The sequence below is a fragment of the Microvirga aerilata genome (genome assembly GCF_016743775.1).
Classification (GTDB): Bacteria; Pseudomonadota; Alphaproteobacteria; order Rhizobiales; family Beijerinckiaceae; genus Microvirga; species Microvirga aerilata.
Genome location: NZ_JAEQMY010000003.1, coordinates 133291 through 147502, shown reverse-complemented (window position 1 = coordinate 147502; position 14212 = coordinate 133291). Strand labels below are relative to the sequence as shown.

Annotated in this window: 22 protein-coding genes; 1 reads left to right on the top strand and 21 read right to left on the bottom strand. The window is 61.5% G+C overall.

The genetic code is table 11. The annotated features are described in order from the left end of the window. Window positions 1-12 precede the first annotated feature (12 nt). The 21 genes from rplF to rpsL all read right to left on the bottom strand — a co-directional run bounded on the left by rplF (window position 13) and on the right by rpsL (window position 12184). The gene (gene rplF, locus JKG68_RS03605; RefSeq protein WP_202055914.1) at window positions 13-546 is read right to left on the bottom strand and encodes a 50S ribosomal protein L6; all 534 of its coding nucleotides are present in this window, start codon (window positions 544-546) and stop codon (window positions 13-15) included. A gap of 36 nt (window positions 547-582) precedes the next feature. Further along, window positions 583-978, bottom strand: a complete 396-nt coding sequence (rpsH, locus tag JKG68_RS03600) for a 30S ribosomal protein S8 (protein ID WP_099511400.1) — start codon at window positions 976-978, stop codon at window positions 583-585. 14 nt (window positions 979-992) lie between these two features. Continuing rightward, the gene (gene rpsN / locus JKG68_RS03595; protein ID WP_202055913.1) at window positions 993-1298 is read right to left on the bottom strand and encodes a 30S ribosomal protein S14; all 306 of its coding nucleotides are present in this window, start codon (window positions 1296-1298) and stop codon (window positions 993-995) included. Between the two features lie 39 nt (window positions 1299-1337). Beyond that, window positions 1338-1904: a 50S ribosomal protein L5 gene (rplE, locus tag JKG68_RS03590; protein WP_202055908.1), complete on the bottom strand. Its 567-nt coding sequence runs from the start codon at window positions 1902-1904 to the stop codon at window positions 1338-1340. Further along, complete coding sequence (rplX, locus tag JKG68_RS03585; RefSeq protein ID WP_202055907.1) at window positions 1897-2214, bottom strand: 50S ribosomal protein L24; 318 nt, start codon at window positions 2212-2214, stop codon at window positions 1897-1899. Before rplX ends, rplE begins: the two co-directional genes overlap by 8 nt. Further along, complete coding sequence (gene rplN / locus JKG68_RS03580; protein ID WP_009764309.1) at window positions 2214-2582, bottom strand: 50S ribosomal protein L14; 369 nt, start codon at window positions 2580-2582, stop codon at window positions 2214-2216. The genes rplX and rplN overlap by 1 nt, the downstream gene beginning before the upstream one ends. 163 nt (window positions 2583-2745) lie before the next feature. Then, on the bottom strand, window positions 2746-2985 hold the full coding sequence (rpsQ, locus tag JKG68_RS03575) for a 30S ribosomal protein S17 (RefSeq protein WP_202055906.1): 240 nt from the start codon (window positions 2983-2985) through the stop codon (window positions 2746-2748). 11 nt (window positions 2986-2996) lie between these two features. Then, window positions 2997-3209: a 50S ribosomal protein L29 gene (gene rpmC / locus JKG68_RS03570; protein ID WP_202055903.1), complete on the bottom strand. Its 213-nt coding sequence runs from the start codon at window positions 3207-3209 to the stop codon at window positions 2997-2999. A 10-nt stretch (window positions 3210-3219) separates the two neighbouring features. After that, complete coding sequence (gene rplP, locus JKG68_RS03565; protein ID WP_036352973.1) at window positions 3220-3633, bottom strand: 50S ribosomal protein L16; 414 nt, start codon at window positions 3631-3633, stop codon at window positions 3220-3222. Window positions 3634-3657: 24 nt separating this feature from the next. Beyond that, a complete protein-coding gene (gene rpsC, locus JKG68_RS03560; RefSeq protein ID WP_202055902.1) occupies window positions 3658-4362 on the bottom strand; it encodes a 30S ribosomal protein S3 in 705 nt (234 codons plus the stop codon). A gap of 11 nt (window positions 4363-4373) precedes the next feature. Next, window positions 4374-4754 (bottom strand): 50S ribosomal protein L22, encoded by a 381-nt coding sequence (gene rplV, locus JKG68_RS03555; RefSeq protein ID WP_202055901.1) that lies wholly within the window; start codon window positions 4752-4754, stop codon window positions 4374-4376. 1 nt (window position 4755) lies between these two features. Further along, the gene (gene rpsS, locus JKG68_RS03550; protein WP_202055899.1) at window positions 4756-5034 is read right to left on the bottom strand and encodes a 30S ribosomal protein S19; all 279 of its coding nucleotides are present in this window, start codon (window positions 5032-5034) and stop codon (window positions 4756-4758) included. Between the two features lie 15 nt (window positions 5035-5049). After that, a complete protein-coding gene (rplB, locus tag JKG68_RS03545) occupies window positions 5050-5886 on the bottom strand; it encodes a 50S ribosomal protein L2 (protein ID WP_202055898.1) in 837 nt (278 codons plus the stop codon). 20 nt (window positions 5887-5906) lie between these two features. Next, window positions 5907-6203: a 50S ribosomal protein L23 gene (locus JKG68_RS03540; RefSeq protein WP_134499497.1), complete on the bottom strand. Its 297-nt coding sequence runs from the start codon at window positions 6201-6203 to the stop codon at window positions 5907-5909. After that, the gene (rplD, locus tag JKG68_RS03535) at window positions 6200-6820 is read right to left on the bottom strand and encodes a 50S ribosomal protein L4 (protein ID WP_202055897.1); all 621 of its coding nucleotides are present in this window, start codon (window positions 6818-6820) and stop codon (window positions 6200-6202) included. Before rplD ends, JKG68_RS03540 begins: the two co-directional genes overlap by 4 nt. Continuing rightward, on the bottom strand, window positions 6820-7548 hold the full coding sequence (gene rplC, locus JKG68_RS03530; RefSeq protein WP_202055895.1) for a 50S ribosomal protein L3: 729 nt from the start codon (window positions 7546-7548) through the stop codon (window positions 6820-6822). Before rplC ends, rplD begins: the two co-directional genes overlap by 1 nt. A 47-nt stretch (window positions 7549-7595) precedes the next feature. Next, window positions 7596-7904 (bottom strand): 30S ribosomal protein S10, encoded by a 309-nt coding sequence (gene rpsJ / locus JKG68_RS03525; protein WP_009764298.1) that lies wholly within the window; start codon window positions 7902-7904, stop codon window positions 7596-7598. 67 nt (window positions 7905-7971) lie between these two features. Further along, a complete protein-coding gene (gene tuf / locus JKG68_RS03520) occupies window positions 7972-9162 on the bottom strand; it encodes an elongation factor Tu (RefSeq protein ID WP_202055893.1) in 1191 nt (396 codons plus the stop codon). A 45-nt stretch (window positions 9163-9207) separates the two neighbouring features. Continuing rightward, entirely contained in the window at window positions 9208-11283 is a 2076-nt protein-coding gene (gene fusA / locus JKG68_RS03515) for an elongation factor G (RefSeq protein WP_202055892.1), read from the bottom strand. 25 nt (window positions 11284-11308) lie between these two features. Next, on the bottom strand, window positions 11309-11779 hold the full coding sequence (rpsG, locus tag JKG68_RS03510) for a 30S ribosomal protein S7 (protein WP_202055889.1): 471 nt from the start codon (window positions 11777-11779) through the stop codon (window positions 11309-11311). A 33-nt stretch (window positions 11780-11812) separates the two neighbouring features. Continuing rightward, window positions 11813-12184: a 30S ribosomal protein S12 gene (gene rpsL, locus JKG68_RS03505; protein ID WP_009764294.1), complete on the bottom strand. Its 372-nt coding sequence runs from the start codon at window positions 12182-12184 to the stop codon at window positions 11813-11815. A gap of 455 nt (window positions 12185-12639) precedes the next feature. Here rpsL and JKG68_RS03500 point away from each other — a divergent pair, with 455 nt between their 5' ends. Continuing rightward, complete coding sequence (locus tag JKG68_RS03500; RefSeq protein ID WP_202055886.1) at window positions 12640-14184, top strand: glycosyltransferase family 4 protein; 1545 nt, start codon at window positions 12640-12642, stop codon at window positions 14182-14184. The last annotated feature ends 28 nt before the right edge of the window (window positions 14185-14212 follow it).

Sequence of the window (14212 nt, the reverse complement as noted above, 5' to 3'; positions counted from 1 at the left end):
GATACGTCGTCCTTACTTCTTCTTGCCTTCCTTGCGGAAGATGAACTCGTCGGAATACTTGACGCCCTTGCCCTTGTAGGGCTCCGGACCGCGCCATTCACGGATCTCGGCGGCCGTCTGACCAACAATCTGCTTGTCGATGCCGGCAACGACAACTTCCGTCGGCTTCGGCGTCGTAATCGTGACACCGGCTGGGATTGCGAAGTCGATATCGTGGCTGTAGCCAAGCGACAGCTTCAGCGTCTTGCCGGCAACGGCGGCCTTGTAGCCAACGCCGTTGATCTCAAGGCGCTTCTCAAAGCCCTTGGACACGCCCTCGACCAGGTTCGCCACCTGAGCGCGGGACGTGCCCCACTTGGCACGGGCCGTCTTGGAGGCGTCGCGCGGGTTCACCGTCACGGCGCCGTCCTCAAGAGCAACCAGCACTTCTTCGGGAACGAGGAACGAGAGCTCGCCCTTCGTGCCCTTAACCTTCACCATCTGACCGTCAACGATCGCCGTCACACCTGACGGAACCGGAACGGGCTTCTTGCCTACTCGTGACATTTTCGAATCCTCGTGGTTCTGTGCGGATGCTAAGGCTTAGAAGACCTTGCAGAGCACTTCGCCGCCCACGTTCTTCTCACGGGCCTCGTGATCGGCCATCACGCCCTGGGGCGTCGAGAGAATGGTGACGCCGAGGCCGTCAGCCACGCGAGGCATGGTGTCGACGGAAGCATACACGCGGCGGCCCGGCTTGGAGACGCGCTCGATCGAGCGGATCACCGGCTGGCCGTCATAGTACTTCAGCTCGATCGAAAACTCCGTGCGGCCGTTGCCGAACTCGGTCTGCGAATAGTCGCGGATGTAGCCCTCGGACTTGAGAACCTCGAGGACGCGAGCGCGAAGCTTCGAGCCAGGGGTGGAGACGGTACCGCGACGGCGCATCTGCGCGTTGCGAATACGGGTGAGCATATCGCCCAACGGATCGTTGATCATATGATGCCCTCCCCTTACCAGCTGGACTTCACGAGGCCTGGAATCAGGCCTCTGTTTCCAAGCTCGCGCAGAGCGATGCGCGACATGCCGAGCTTGCGGTAGTAAGCGCGCGGACGGCCGGTGATCTCGCAACGGTTGCGGATCCGGCTCGGGCTCGCATTGCGCGGCAGCTCAGCCAGCTTGAGGCGCGCCTCGAAGCGCTCCTCCAACGACTTGGACTCGTCGTTCGCAACCGCCAGGAGGCGCTCACGGCGACCGGCGAACTTCTTCACCAGCTCACGACGATGCTTGTTCTTCTCAATAGCGCTTTTCTTAGCCATGCTTTTATCTCCAGTGTCCGCGTTTGAGGACAGCAATCCTCACTGCCGGAACGGGAAGTTGAAGTGACGCAGCAGGGCACGGGCTTCTTCGTCGGTCTTCGCCGTGGTGGCGATGATGACGTCCATACCCCAAACCTGCTCGACCCTGTCGTAATTGATCTCAGGGAACACCAGGTGCTCCTTGATACCCATTGCGTAGTTGCCCCGGCCGTCGAACGACTTGGGATTTAGGCCCCGGAAGTCGCGGACGCGCGGAAGAGCGATGGTCACGAGACGGTCAAGAAATTCGTACATGCGAACCTTGCGCAGCGTGACCTTAGCACCGATCGGCATGTTCTCGCGAACCTTGAATTGCGAGATCGCCTTGCGGGCCTTCGTGATCACCGGCTTCTGGCCGGCGATGAGAGCGAGATCGGCAGCAGCGACCGTAGCCTTCTTCGAGTCTGCGGTCGACTCGCCAACGCCCATGTTGAGGACGATCTTCTCGATCGTCGGCACTTCCATGGGGTTCTTGTAGCCGAATTCTTCAATAAGCTTCGGACGCACCACTTCCTCGTAGTGCTTCTTCAGCCGCGGCGTGTAGCCGTCCACCTGAGCCTTAGCCATCGATCAGGTCTCCCGAACGCTTGGCGAAACGGACCTTGCGGCCGTCTTCGAGAACTTTGAATCCAACCCGGGTCGGCTTGCCGTCCTTCGGGTCCGCGTAGGCCAGGTTCGACAGATGGATGGTCGCCTCTTTCGAGATGATGCCAGCCTCTTGGCCTGCCGTCTGGCGCTGGTGGCGCTTCACGAGGTTTACGCCGCGGACAACCGCGCGCTCCTCCGTGGGCATCACCTGCACGACTTCACCGGTCTTGCCCTTGTCGCGACCGCTCAGGACGATGACCTTATCGCCCTTCTTGATCTTCGCGGCCATTAGAGCACCTCCGGCGCAAGCGAAATGATTTTCATGTGGTTCTTGGCACGCAGTTCACGGGGAACGGGGCCGAAGATACGGGTGCCGACCGGCTCCTTCTGATTGTTAATCAGAACGGCGGCATTGCGGTCGAAACGGATGACCGAGCCGTCAGCGCGGCGGATGTCCTTGGCGGTGCGAACGACGACTGCCTTCATGACATCGCCCTTCTTCACGCGACCGCGCGGGATAGCTTCTTTCACGGATACGACGATGATATCGCCCACGGAAGCGTACTTACGCTTCGAACCGCCGAGAACCTTGATGCACATCACGCGACGGGCGCCGGAATTATCGGCGACGTCAAGATTCGTCTGCATCTGGATCATGGCTTTGATCCTTTCCTTTGTTTCAGACAGGTTTCCGGGCCAAGGCAGGATTGCCCCCCGGACTACGCCTGACGGGGATCTGATGTCCCCTGCCCTTCATATGTCGAGAAAGGCGGCCGTATACACGAGCCGCCCTCGTTAGACAACCCCTAGAGAAAGCTTTTTAGGCTTTCGCTTGGTCGACGAGCACCCAGGTCTTGAGCTTGGAGAACGGCTTGGTCTCTTCAATGAAGACCGTGTCGCCCACCTTGGCATTGTTGTTCTCGTCATGAGCATGGTAGTTCTTCGTCTTACGCACGGTCTTTTTCATGACCGGGTGCGTGAAACGGCGTTCCACCTTCACAACGACCGTCTTGTCCTGCTTGTCGCTGACAACGACGCCCTGCAAAACGCGCTTCGGCATCTTGATCCCCTTTAAACCTTTGCCGACGCCGACTTTTGGCGCTGCAGCGTTTTGACGCGGGCGATGTCCCGGCGGACCTCGCGAACACGTCCCGTGTTCTCAAGCTGGCCGGTCGCGCGCTGGAAGCGCAGGTTGAACTGCTCCTTCTTCAGGTTCAGCAGCTCGTCCGACAGCTGGTCAGTCGACATCGCGTTGAGGTCAGAGGCTCTCTGCTTAGACTTCATGATCCCCTCCTTACTCGGCAATGCGCTGGATGAAGCGCGTCTTGATCGGAAGCTTCGCCGCGCCGAGGCGCAGGGCCTCACGAGCGATATCCTCCGGAACGCCGTCGATCTCGAACATGATGCGGCCAGGCTTGACCTTGGCTGCCCAGAATTCGGGAGCGCCCTTGCCCTTACCCATACGCACTTCGGTCGGCTTCGACGACACCGGCACGTCCGGGAAGATGCGGATCCACACCCGACCCGCGCGCTTCATGGCGCGGGTGATGGCGCGGCGAGCCGCCTCGATCTGGCGAGCGTTGACACGCTCGGGTTCCATCGCCTTCAGGCCGAACTGGCCGAAGTTGAGGTCCGTGCCGCCCTTCGCGGTGCCGGAGATGCGGCCCTTAAACTGCTTACGGAACTTGGTTTTCTTCGGTTGCAACATGGCAAACCTCTCCTGACCTCTCGGTTACGCCGCTTGCTCGCGGCGGCCACCGGAGCGGCCTCCTTCTTCGTTCATCCGCTTGTCCTGGGCCATGGGATCGTGCTCAAGGATTTCGCCCTTGAAGATCCAGACCTTGATGCCGCAGGTGCCATAGGTCGTAAACGCCGTGGACGTGCCGTAATCCACATCCGCACGCAGGGTGTGCAGCGGAACGCGGCCCTCGCGGTACCATTCGAGGCGGGCGATTTCAGCGCCACCCAGACGGCCCGAGCAGTTGATACGGATGCCCTCGGCGCCCAGACGCATCGCCGACTGAACGGCGCGCTTCATGGCGCGGCGGAAAGCGACGCGGCGCTCGAGCTGCTGGGCGATCGAGTCGGCCACCAGCGTTGCATCGACTTCCGGCTTGCGGACTTCGACGATGTTGATCGCTACGTCAGCATTCGTCATCTTGGCGACGAGCTTGCGCAGCTTCTCGATGTCGGCACCCTTCTTGCCGATCACTACGCCCGGGCGACCCGAGTGGATGGTGACGCGGCACTTCTTGTGCGGACGCTCGATCACGATCTTCGAAACGGCGGCCTGCTTCAGCTGCTTCATGAGAGCTTCGCGGATCGCCATGTCCTCATGCATCAGCTTGGCGTACTCGCCCTTGCCGGCGAACCAGCGCGAGTCCCAGGTCCGGTTGATGCCGAGCCGAAGACCGATCGGGTTAACTTTCTGACCCATCTGGTTCTCCTTTATGCCTGTTCGGCAACTTCCCGAACCACGATCGTGAGGTTCGAGAAGGGCTTCATGATACGAGCACCCCGGCCACGGGCCCGGGCGTGGAAGCGCTTCATGACGAGCGCCTTGCCGACGAAAGCCTGGCTGACGACAAGATCGTCCACATCGAGGTTGTGGTTGTTCTCGGCGTTGGCAATTGCGCTCTCGAGGCACTTTCTGACATCGCGAGCGATGCGCTTGCGGGAGAACTCGAGATCGGCGAGAGCCGTAGAAACCTTCTTGCCGCGGATAAGGGCCGCAACAAGATTGAGCTTCTGAGGGCTGACGCGCAGCATGCGAGCGACGGCTTGAGCCTCTGTGTCGCTCAGTGCGCGAGGTGTCGCGGCCTTACCCATCTTACTTCCTCTTCGCCTTCTTGTCCGCCGCGTGGCCGTGGAAGGTGCGGGTCGGCGAGAACTCGCCGAACTTGTGACCCACCATTTCCTCGCTCACGTTGACGGGAATGTGCTTCTGACCGTTGTAGACCCCGAATGTGAGGCCGACGAACTGCGGGAGGATCGTGGAGCGGCGGCTCCAGATCTTGATGACCTCACGGGCGCCCGCACCACGGGCAGCCTCGGCCTTCTTGAGGAGGTAGCCGTCGACGAACGGACCCTTCCAAAGCGAACGTGCCATAACGTGCCTCTATCCTTACTTCTTCCGAGCGTGACGGCTCGACAAGATAAACTTGTCGGTCCGCTTGTTCGAACGGGTTTTCTTGCCCTTGGTCGGAACGCCCCATGGGGACACAGGATGGCGACCACCGGAGGTGCGGCCTTCACCACCACCGTGCGGATGGTCGATCGGGTTCATGGAAACGCCGCGGTTGTGCGGACGCTTGCCAAGCCAACGGTTACGACCAGCCTTACCGATCGAGGTGTTCATGTGGTCCGGGTTCGACACTGCACCGACGCTGGCGAAGCACTGGCCATGGACCAGGCGCTGCTCGCCGGAGTTCAGGCGGACCGTCACATAGCCCTGGTCACGACCCACGATCTGAGCGTAGGTACCGGCAGAGCGGGCGAGAGCGCCGCCGCGGCCAATCTTCAGCTCGACATTGTGGATGATCGTTCCTACCGGCATGTTGCCGATCGGCATTGCGTTGCCCGGCTTGATGTCGACCTGCTCGCCAGCCGACACCTGATCGCCGACAGCCAGACGCTGTGGGGCCAGGATGTAGGCCTGCTCGCCATCAGCGTAGCCAATCAGCGCGATGAAGGCGGTGCGGTTCGGATCGTACTCGATCCGCTCCACGGTCGCTACATCGCCCATACGGGAGCGGCGCTTGAAGTCAACAAGACGAAGGGTGCGCTTGTGACCACCGCCACGGAAGCGGACGGTCACGCGACCCAGATTGTTGCGGCCGCCGGAGGAACTCTTGCCCTCCGTCAGCTTCTTGACCGGCTTGCCCTTGTAGAGCTCGCTGCGGTCGACGATCACCAGCTGGCGCAGGCCGGGGGTGATTGGTTTGAATGTTTTCAGGGCCATCGGATCACTCTCTCAACCGATCAGAGGCCAGTCGTGACGTCGATGGTTTGGCCCTCTTCGAGGGTCACAACCGCCTTCTTCACGTCCGACCGCTGGCCGCGGGTGCCGCGGAACATTTTCACTTTGCCCTTGGTGACGAGCGTGTTCACGCTCTTCACCTTGACATCGAACAGCTTCTCAACCGCTTCTTTAATCTGCGGCTTCGTCGCGTCCGGGCGAACCTTGAAGACGACCTTGTTCTGTTCGGACAGGGCTGTGGCCTTCTCGGTAATCACCGGGCTTACGATCACATCGTAGTGGCGCGGGTCCAGGCTCATTTGAAGCGCGCCTCCAGCGCATCGACAGCTGCCCTCGTGAGAACGAGCTTCTCGCGACGCAGGATGTCATAGACGTTGATGCCCTGCACCGGCAGGACGTCGATGTTCGGGATGTTGCGAGCAGCCCGCTGGAAGTTCGTCTCGATCTCAGCGCCCCCGATGATGAGAGCGTTGCCGAGGCCGAGCTTGCCGAAGCGCTCCACGAGAGCCTTCGTCTTAGGCTCTGAGAGCTTCACATCGTCGATAACGATAAGGGAAGCGTCCTTGGCCTTGGACGAGAGCGCATGCCGCAGGGCAAGAGCGCGAACCTTCTTGGGCAGGTCGTGAGCATGGCTGCGAACCTGAGGACCGAAGGCACGACCGCCGCCCCGGAACTGGGGAGCGCTCGCGGCGCCGTGGCGGGCCGAGCCCGTGCCCTTCTGCTTGTAGATCTTCTTGGTCGTCCGGTCGATGAGCGAACGGTTCTTCACGGCGTGTGTGCCTGCCTGGCGCTTGGCAAGCTGCCAGCGGACGCAGCGGGCGAGCAGGTCGGCGCGTGGCTCGAGACCGAAGATGGTCTCGTTCAGGTCGACCGAACCGGCGGTGGCACCCTCAAGCGTGGTGATATCGAGCTTCATCACGCATTCTCCTCTTGGGCCTGCTCAGCCTGGGCGACTGGCGCAGCATCGTTGGCCGTGCGGAACGCGCCGGGCATCGGCACCTCTGCAGGCAGCTTGCGCTTCACCGCGTCGCGGACGAAGATCCAGCCGCCGGCAACGCCGGGAACGGCGCCTTCGACGAGGATCAGACCGCGTTCGACATCAGTCGACACCACGCGCAGGTTCTGCGTCGTGACGCGCTCCACACCCAGGTGACCCGGCATCTTCTTGTTCTTGAAGGTCTTGCCCGGATCCTGGCGACCACCCGTCGAACCGATCGACCGGTGGGAGACCGACACGCCGTGCGTGGCGCGCAGTCCGCCGAAGTTCCAGCGCTTCATGCCGCCAGCGAAGCCCTTACCGGTGGTGATGCCCGTGACGTCCACGAACTGACCGGCAATGAAGTGATCAGCGGTAATCTCTGCGCCCACCGGGATGACAGCATCCTCGGTGACGCGGAATTCCGCGAGCTTGCGCTTCGGCTCGACCTGCGCAACGGCGAACCGTCCGCGCTCGGCCTTCGAAACGTTCTTGACCTTGGCCTTGCCGACGCCGACCTGCAGCGCGGTGTAGCCGTTCTTTTCCATAGTCCGGTGGGCAACAACCTGGCAGCTGTCGACCTTCAGAACCGTGACCGGGACATGTTCGCCGGCATCGGTGAAGATGCGGGTCATCCCGACTTTCTGTGCAATGACGCCTGAGCGCATGTGCGTATCCTCTCGGCGTGTCTACCGAAGGCCCCAAGCCTAGCGGCTTAGAGCTTGATTTCCACGTCCACACCAGCAGCGAGATCGAGCTTCATAAGAGCGTCAACCGTCTGCGGGGTGGGGTCCACGATATCGAGAACGCGCTTGTGAGTGCGCATCTCGAACTGCTCGCGCGACTTCTTGTCGATGTGCGGCGAGCGAAGTACCGTAAAGCGCTCGATGCGCGTCGGCAGCGGGATGGGCCCGCGAACCTGAGCGCCGGTCCGCTTCGCAGTCGACACGATTTCGCGTGTCGATGCGTCGAGGATCCTGTGGTCGAACGCCTTAAGGCGAATTCGAATGTTTTGACCGTTCATGGCTTATCCATTCAGCAAGGGAAGTGGCCCGGCCGAAGCCCGGCCACCGTCCTTTGATCCTCTAAAATTAGTCCATCACGGCGGCGACGACGCCGGCGCCGACGGTTCTGCCGCCTTCACGGATGGCAAAGCGCAGCTTTTCTTCCATCGCGATGGGAGCAATCAGCGTCACTTCCATGGTGATGTTGTCGCCCGGCATCACCATCTCGGTGCCTTCCGGCAGCGTCACCACGCCCGTCACGTCCGTTGTGCGGAAGTAGAACTGCGGACGGTAGTTGCCAAAGAACGGCGTATGACGGCCACCCTCTTCCTTGGTCAGGATGTAGGCCTCGGCCTTGAACTTCGTGTGCGGCTTGATCGAGCCCGGCTTGCACAGCACCTGGCCGCGCTCCACGTCCTCGCGCTTCGTGCCACGAAGCAGCACGCCCACGTTGTCGCCCGCCTGGCCCTGGTCGAGCAGCTTGCGGAACATCTCAACGCCAGTCACCGTCGTCTTCACCGTGGCCTTCAGGCCAACGATCTCAACTTCCTCGCCAACCTTCACGATGCCGCGCTCCACGCGACCCGTCACCACCGTGCCGCGGCCCGAGATCGAGAACACGTCCTCGATCGGCATCAGGAACGGCTGGTCGATCGGACGCTCCGGCTGCGGGATGTAGGCATCCACCTCGGCCATCAGCTTGAGAACCGCGTCGCGGCCGATCTCAGGGGAGCGATCCTCCAGAGCGCACAGGGCCCAGCCCTTCACGTTCGGAATGTCGTCGCCTGGGATGTCGTACTTCGACAGAAGCTTGCCCACCTCCAGCTCTACTAGCTCGAGCAGTTCGGTGTTGTCCACCATGTCGACCTTGTTCATGAACACCACCAGGGCGGGCACGCCCACCTGGCGAGCCAGCAGGATGTGCTCGCGGGTCTGCGGCATCGGGCCGTCGGCCGAGGACACGACCAGGATCGCGCCGTCCATCTGCGCTGCACCCGTGATCATGTTCTTCACGTAGTCGGCGTGGCCGGGGCAGTCCACGTGGGCATAGTGACGGTTCACCGTCTCGTACTCAACGTGAGCCGTCGAGATCGTAATGCCGCGCGCCTTCTCTTCCGGAGCCTTGTCGATCTGGTCGTAGGCCGTAAACGTCGCCCCGCCCGACTCCGCCAGAACCTTCGTGATCGCCGCCGTCAGAGACGTCTTGCCATGGTCCACGTGACCAATCGTCCCAATGTTGCAGTGCGGCTTGTTCCGCTGAAACTTTTCCTTCGCCATCGTGGCACCCGTTCCTTTGATCTTCTGAATAGTTGCTTAGTGGGTTCAGGCGTATTTCGCCTGAACCTCGGCAGCCACGTTCGACGGCACCTGCTCGTAGTGGTCGAACTGCATGGTGTAGTTGGCCCGGCCCTGGCTCATGGAGCGTAGGGTGTTCACGTAGCCGAACATGTTGGCGAGCGGGACCATCGCGTTGATGACCACGGCGTTGCCGCGCATGTCCTGGCCCTGGATCTGACCACGGCGAGAGTTCAAATCGCCGATCACCGAACCCGTGTAGTCCTCAGGCGTCACGACCTCGACCTTCATCACCGGCTCGAGCAGGACCGATCCACCCTTCTGGAGGGCTTCACGGAGAGCGGCGCGAGAGGCGATTTCGAAGGCCAGAGCCGACGAGTCGACTTCGTGGAATGCACCGTCGACGAGCTCGACCTTGAGGTCGACCACGGGGAAGCCGGCAACGACCCCTGCACCTACAACCGACTGGAGGCCCTTCTCGACGCCTGGGATGTATTCCTTCGGAACAGAACCGCCGACGATCTTGGACTCGAAGGAGAAACCGGCACCCTGCTCGTTCGGCTGAACAACCAGCTTTACACGAGCGAACTGGCCTGTACCGCCGGTCTGCTTCTTGTGGGTGTAGTCGATCTCGGACTTCTTGGTGACTGTCTCGCGATAGGCAACCTGCGGAGCACCGACATTCGCATCGACCTTGTAGGTACGACGGAGAATATCGACCTTGATGTCGAGGTGAAGCTCGCCCATTCCCTTTAGGATCGTCTGGCCGGACTCCTGGTCGGTGGAGACGCGGAAGGACGGATCCTCGGCGGCCAGCTTCGAGAGGGCAAGACCAAGCTTTTCCTGGTCAGCCTTCGACTTCGGCTCGATGGCGATCTCGATGACCGGCTCCGGGAACTCCATGCGCTCGAGGATCACGGCCTTGTTTGGATCGCAAAGCGTGTCGCCGGTGCGGACGTCCTTGAGGCCTGCCAGGGCGACGATGTCGCCAGCGAAAGCCTCTTTGATGTCCTCACGGTTGTTCGAATGCATGAGGAGCATACGACCGACACGCTCTTTCTTGTCGCGGGTGGAGTTCAGGATCGATGAACCGGCATCAACCTTACCCGAATAGACGCGGCAGAAGGTGATAGTTCCGACGAAGGGATCGTCCATGATCTTGAAAGCGAGCATGGCGAAGGGATCTTCGTCCGTCGGACGGCGGACGGTCTCTTCTTCGGTCTTGTAATCGATGCCCTTGATTTCGCCGCGATCGACGGGAGATGGCAGGAAGTCGACGACTGCATCGAGGAGCGGCTGAACGCCTTTGTTCTTGAACGCCGAGCCGCAAAAAACCGGGTGGAAAGCGCGACGCTGCACGGCCGTACGAACGAGCCGGCGCAGGGTAGCGTCGTCCGGCTCCTGGCCGTCGAGGTACGCCATCATGGCCTCATCGTCCATCTCGACGGCAGCTTCGACCAGCTTGCCGCGATATTCCTTAGCCTGATCGAGCAGACCGGCCGGGATCTCATCCTCGTTGAAGGAAGCACCGAGTGCCTCACCGTTCCAGACAATCGCCTTCATCTTGACGAGGTCGATCACGCCCTTGAAGTCGCTCTCAGCGCCAATCGGCAGCTGGAGGCAGACGGGCTTGCCGGCCACGCGGTCGATGATGTCCGCGACGCACTTGAAGAAGTCCGCGCCGGTCTTGTCCATCTTGTTGACGAACACGATACGCGGAACGTCGTACTTGTCGGCCTGGCGCCAGACGGTCTCAGTCTGGGGCTCGACGCCCTGGTTGCCGTCGAGAACGCAGACGGCGCCGTCGAGCACACGCAGCGAACGCTCGACTTCGATGGTGAAGTCGACGTGGCCGGGGGTGTCAATGATGTTCAAGCGCTTGTCGTTCCAGAAGCAGGTAGTCGCAGCGGACGTGATCGTGATGCCACGCTCCTGCTCCTGCTCCATCCAGTCCATGGTCGCGGCGCCATCGTGCACTTCACCGATTTTGTGGGACTTACCGGTGTAGTACAGGATACGCTCTGTGGTCGTGGTCTTGCCGGCATCGATGTGCGCCATGATGCCGAAGTTGCGGTAGTCCTCAATCGCGTGCGTGCGGGGCATCGCTTAGCTCCTTAAGGTCCAGCCGTTACCAACGATAGTGCGAGAACGCACGGTTGGCTTCAGCCATCCGGTGAGTGTCTTCGCGCTTCTTGACGGCGTTACCGCGGTTATTGGAAGCGTCGAGCAGCTCAGCGGAGAGACGCTCGACCATTGTCTTGTCGTTGCGGCCGCGAGCAGCCTGGATGATCCAGCGGATGGCGAGAGCCTGACGGCGCTCGGTGCGGACCTCGACGGGAACCTGGTAGGTCGCACCGCCGACGCGGCGGGAACGGACCTCGATTGCCGGGGCAACGTTGTCCAGGGCCTGTTTGAACACCTCGAGCGGGTTCGCCTTGGCGCGGCTCTCGATGCTGTCGAACGCACCGTAGACGATGCCTTCTGCAGCGGACTTCTTGCCATCATACATGATGGAATTCATGAACTTCGTGACGACGATATCGCCGAACTTGGCGTCCGGGATGATCTCACGCTTTTCGGCACTATGGCGGCGGGACATGAGCTGACTCCGACCTCAAATACAGTTGACGGCTTACTTCGGCCGCTTCGCGCCGTACTTCGAACGACGCTGCTTACGATTCTTCACGCCCTGGGTGTCGAGGACACCGCGGAGGATGTGATAACGGACACCCGGAAGGTCCTTCACGCGGCCGCCGCGGATCATGACCACGGAGTGCTCCTGAAGGTTGTGACCCTCACCCGGGATGTACCCGATGACTTCGAACCCGTTCGTCAGACGAACCTTGGCGACCTTACGCAGAGCCGAGTTCGGCTTCTTCGGGGTCGTCGTATAAACGCGCGTGCACACGCCACGCTTCTGCGGGCAGGCCTCAAGCGCGGGAACCTTATTCCGGCTCTTTTGCGCAGTCCGCGGCTTGCGGATCAGCTGAGAGATCGTTGGCATCCTGTGCCCTCTTTGACCGGCCGCCCAAAGGCAGCCATGAATGTGTCTTCAACGGTTGAACGCCGCACCTCAACGTTCCTGCGGACCTTTTGGGTTGCACAAAACGAAGCCACGCCATTGACTTGGGAAAGCCCTTGGCGCGGTGCGATTGCAGAGGACCACGATATTTTGCACCGCGGTCGTGCCCTAAATCTGACAAGTGTCAGTCAAGGTTGAGTTCGGCAGCGTTTAGGTGGCATCGGTCGAAGCTAGGCGCTTCAACTGGCGAAAACCTACGGCCAGCCGGAAAGTCCGTGTTCTCTAGCGTCCGAGTCGCGGAAAGTCAACACTTTTTGGTAACGATCCTGGACGAGATGCTGCCGATGCTCGGATAAGCTCCTCGGCTTCCCTTCAGATGGGTTTTCGAGGCCCGGGAACAAGGTTATGGAGTTACTTTCTTTGCGGGGAAAGCTCCTATGACCGCAGCAATCCATTTCGAGGCGGAAGCATATCAGGTGAATCATGGAAAGCCCATGGGTCGCCACTTCGCGGGATACGGCTTTCTGTCTGCCTTTGCCAGGCACTCTTCCGATGAGCCAATCACCGGTTATGTGAGAAACGGTAAACTCGGGCAGGACTTCTGCTCCTTCATCCAGGAGTTCCGCCCAGGGAGCTCGCCGAACGTCATCGTTCCATCGAAAGCCGCTGCACTGAAGCAGGTGGGGTGCTTCTTCACTCCAAGTCCCATCAACGCCTCGCAAGCCTGGCAGCGGGAGCTCCATGGTTCCAGGGCCTGGAGCCTTTGCGGGGTGAACCATACCCTGTCCTCGGCGCGGGCGATGGACGGAATCACCGACCTCCTTGTGGCACCGATCCAGCCTTGGGATGCGATCATATGCACCTCCAATGCCTCCCGGGATGTGATCAGGAGGCTGTTTGCCCGGCAGGAGGAGCACCTGAGCAGGCGGCTTGGGGCGTCTCGCTTCGTCAGGCCTCAGCTGCCGGTGATTCCGTTAGGTGTCGACTGCGAGGCGCAGGCGGGGCGGGTTGCCGGCCGGGACGAGGCCCGTGCCGCCCTCGGCCTTCGGCCTGATGACTTTGTCGTCCTGTTTCTCGGGCGTCTCTCCTTTCATGCGAAGGCGAACCCAGCCCCCATGTACCTGGCCCTGGAGCGCCTGACGCGCCGGCACAGGGTCGTTCTGATCGAATGCGGCTGGACGGCGAACGAGCAGATTGCCGAGGATAACATCCAGGAGACCTTCGGCCTCACGCCCATCGAGGCGATGGCGGCAGGACTGCCGGTGGTGGTGATCGATTGGGACGGATACAAGGACACCGTGAGGAACGGCATCGACGGCTTCGCCGTACCGACCATCGCCGCTCCCCCTGGATCGGGTCACGCTCTTGCGGCCCGGCACGGGCTCGAGATCGACAGCTACGATTCCTATATCGGCCAAGCCTCGACAGCGGTTTCGGTCGACATCGATGCCACTGCGGCGGCCTTCGAGCGCCTGGCGTCGGAGCCTGACCTGCGCCGCAGGATGGGAGAGAGCGGAGCCGCCAGAGCCAGGGAGGTGTTCGACTGGAAGGTGATCATCCGGGCCTACGAGAACCTCTGGCAGGAATTGGGCAAGCTGAGAACCGCCGCGGAGCCTGGTCCGCCTCCCTCCCCTCGGCAGCCCCGCCCCTTCTGGCCTGCGCGTCCCGACCCGTTCGAGCTGTTTGCCAGTTTCCCGTCCGCCGAGCTTTCCGGCGAGCATAGGCTCATGCCGATGCCGGGCATGCATGAACAGGAAGCCTCAGATCGTCTGGCCCTGAAACTGTCCCTGGTGAATGTTTCACCCGACATCTCATCGGCCTTCCTGCTCGACCTGTGGCGGCAGGTCGGAGGCGAGGGATTGACGATCAGGAACATGCTGGCAGCCCAAGGGGGCTCGTCCGCGGCGCTCACCGTCCGTGGGCTCCTGTGGCTCGCCAAGCTCGGCCTTCTGCACCTCGTCGATCCGGCCCGACGCCAATAAAAAAGGCCGCCTCGAGGGCGGCCTTTTC

Coding starts and splice junctions, on each gene's coding strand:
- rpsL (WP_009764294.1), bottom strand. CDS start 12,184: ATGCCAACGATCTCTCAGCTGATCCGCAAGCCGCGGACTGCGCAAAAG.
- tuf (WP_202055893.1), bottom strand. CDS start 9,162: ATGGCGAAGGAAAAGTTTCAGCGGAACAAGCCGCACTGCAACATTGGG.
- rplC (WP_202055895.1), bottom strand. CDS start 7,548: ATGCGCTCAGGCGTCATTGCACAGAAAGTCGGGATGACCCGCATCTTC.
- fusA (WP_202055892.1), bottom strand. CDS start 11,283: ATGCCCCGCACGCACGCGATTGAGGACTACCGCAACTTCGGCATCATG.
- rpsS (WP_202055899.1), bottom strand. CDS start 5,034: ATGGCACGTTCGCTTTGGAAGGGTCCGTTCGTCGACGGCTACCTCCTC.
- rpsJ (WP_009764298.1), bottom strand. CDS start 7,904: ATGAACGGTCAAAACATTCGAATTCGCCTTAAGGCGTTCGACCACAGG.
- rplX (WP_202055907.1), bottom strand. CDS start 2,214: ATGGCCGCGAAGATCAAGAAGGGCGATAAGGTCATCGTCCTGAGCGGT.
- rplE (WP_202055908.1), bottom strand. CDS start 1,904: ATGGCTAAGGCTCAGGTGGACGGCTACACGCCGCGGCTGAAGAAGCAC.
- JKG68_RS03500 (WP_202055886.1), top strand. CDS start 12,640: ATGACCGCAGCAATCCATTTCGAGGCGGAAGCATATCAGGTGAATCAT.
- rplB (WP_202055898.1), bottom strand. CDS start 5,886: ATGGCCCTGAAAACATTCAAACCAATCACCCCCGGCCTGCGCCAGCTG.
- rpsH (WP_099511400.1), bottom strand. CDS start 978: ATGATCAACGATCCGTTGGGCGATATGCTCACCCGTATTCGCAACGCG.
- rpmC (WP_202055903.1), bottom strand. CDS start 3,209: ATGAAGTCTAAGCAGAGAGCCTCTGACCTCAACGCGATGTCGACTGAC.
- rplP (WP_036352973.1), bottom strand. CDS start 3,633: ATGTTGCAACCGAAGAAAACCAAGTTCCGTAAGCAGTTTAAGGGCCGC.
- rpsG (WP_202055889.1), bottom strand. CDS start 11,779: ATGTCCCGCCGCCATAGTGCCGAAAAGCGTGAGATCATCCCGGACGCC.
- rplD (WP_202055897.1), bottom strand. CDS start 6,820: ATGAAGCTCGATATCACCACGCTTGAGGGTGCCACCGCCGGTTCGGTC.
- rpsN (WP_202055913.1), bottom strand. CDS start 1,298: ATGGCTAAGAAAAGCGCTATTGAGAAGAACAAGCATCGTCGTGAGCTG.
- rplV (WP_202055901.1), bottom strand. CDS start 4,754: ATGGGTAAGGCCGCGACACCTCGCGCACTGAGCGACACAGAGGCTCAA.
- rplN (WP_009764309.1), bottom strand. CDS start 2,582: ATGATCCAGATGCAGACGAATCTTGACGTCGCCGATAATTCCGGCGCC.
- rplF (WP_202055914.1), bottom strand. CDS start 546: ATGTCACGAGTAGGCAAGAAGCCCGTTCCGGTTCCGTCAGGTGTGACG.
- rpsC (WP_202055902.1), bottom strand. CDS start 4,362: ATGGGTCAGAAAGTTAACCCGATCGGTCTTCGGCTCGGCATCAACCGG.
- JKG68_RS03540 (WP_134499497.1), bottom strand. CDS start 6,203: ATGAGCCTGGACCCGCGCCACTACGATGTGATCGTAAGCCCGGTGATT.
- rpsQ (WP_202055906.1), bottom strand. CDS start 2,985: ATGCCGAAGCGCGTTTTGCAGGGCGTCGTTGTCAGCGACAAGCAGGAC.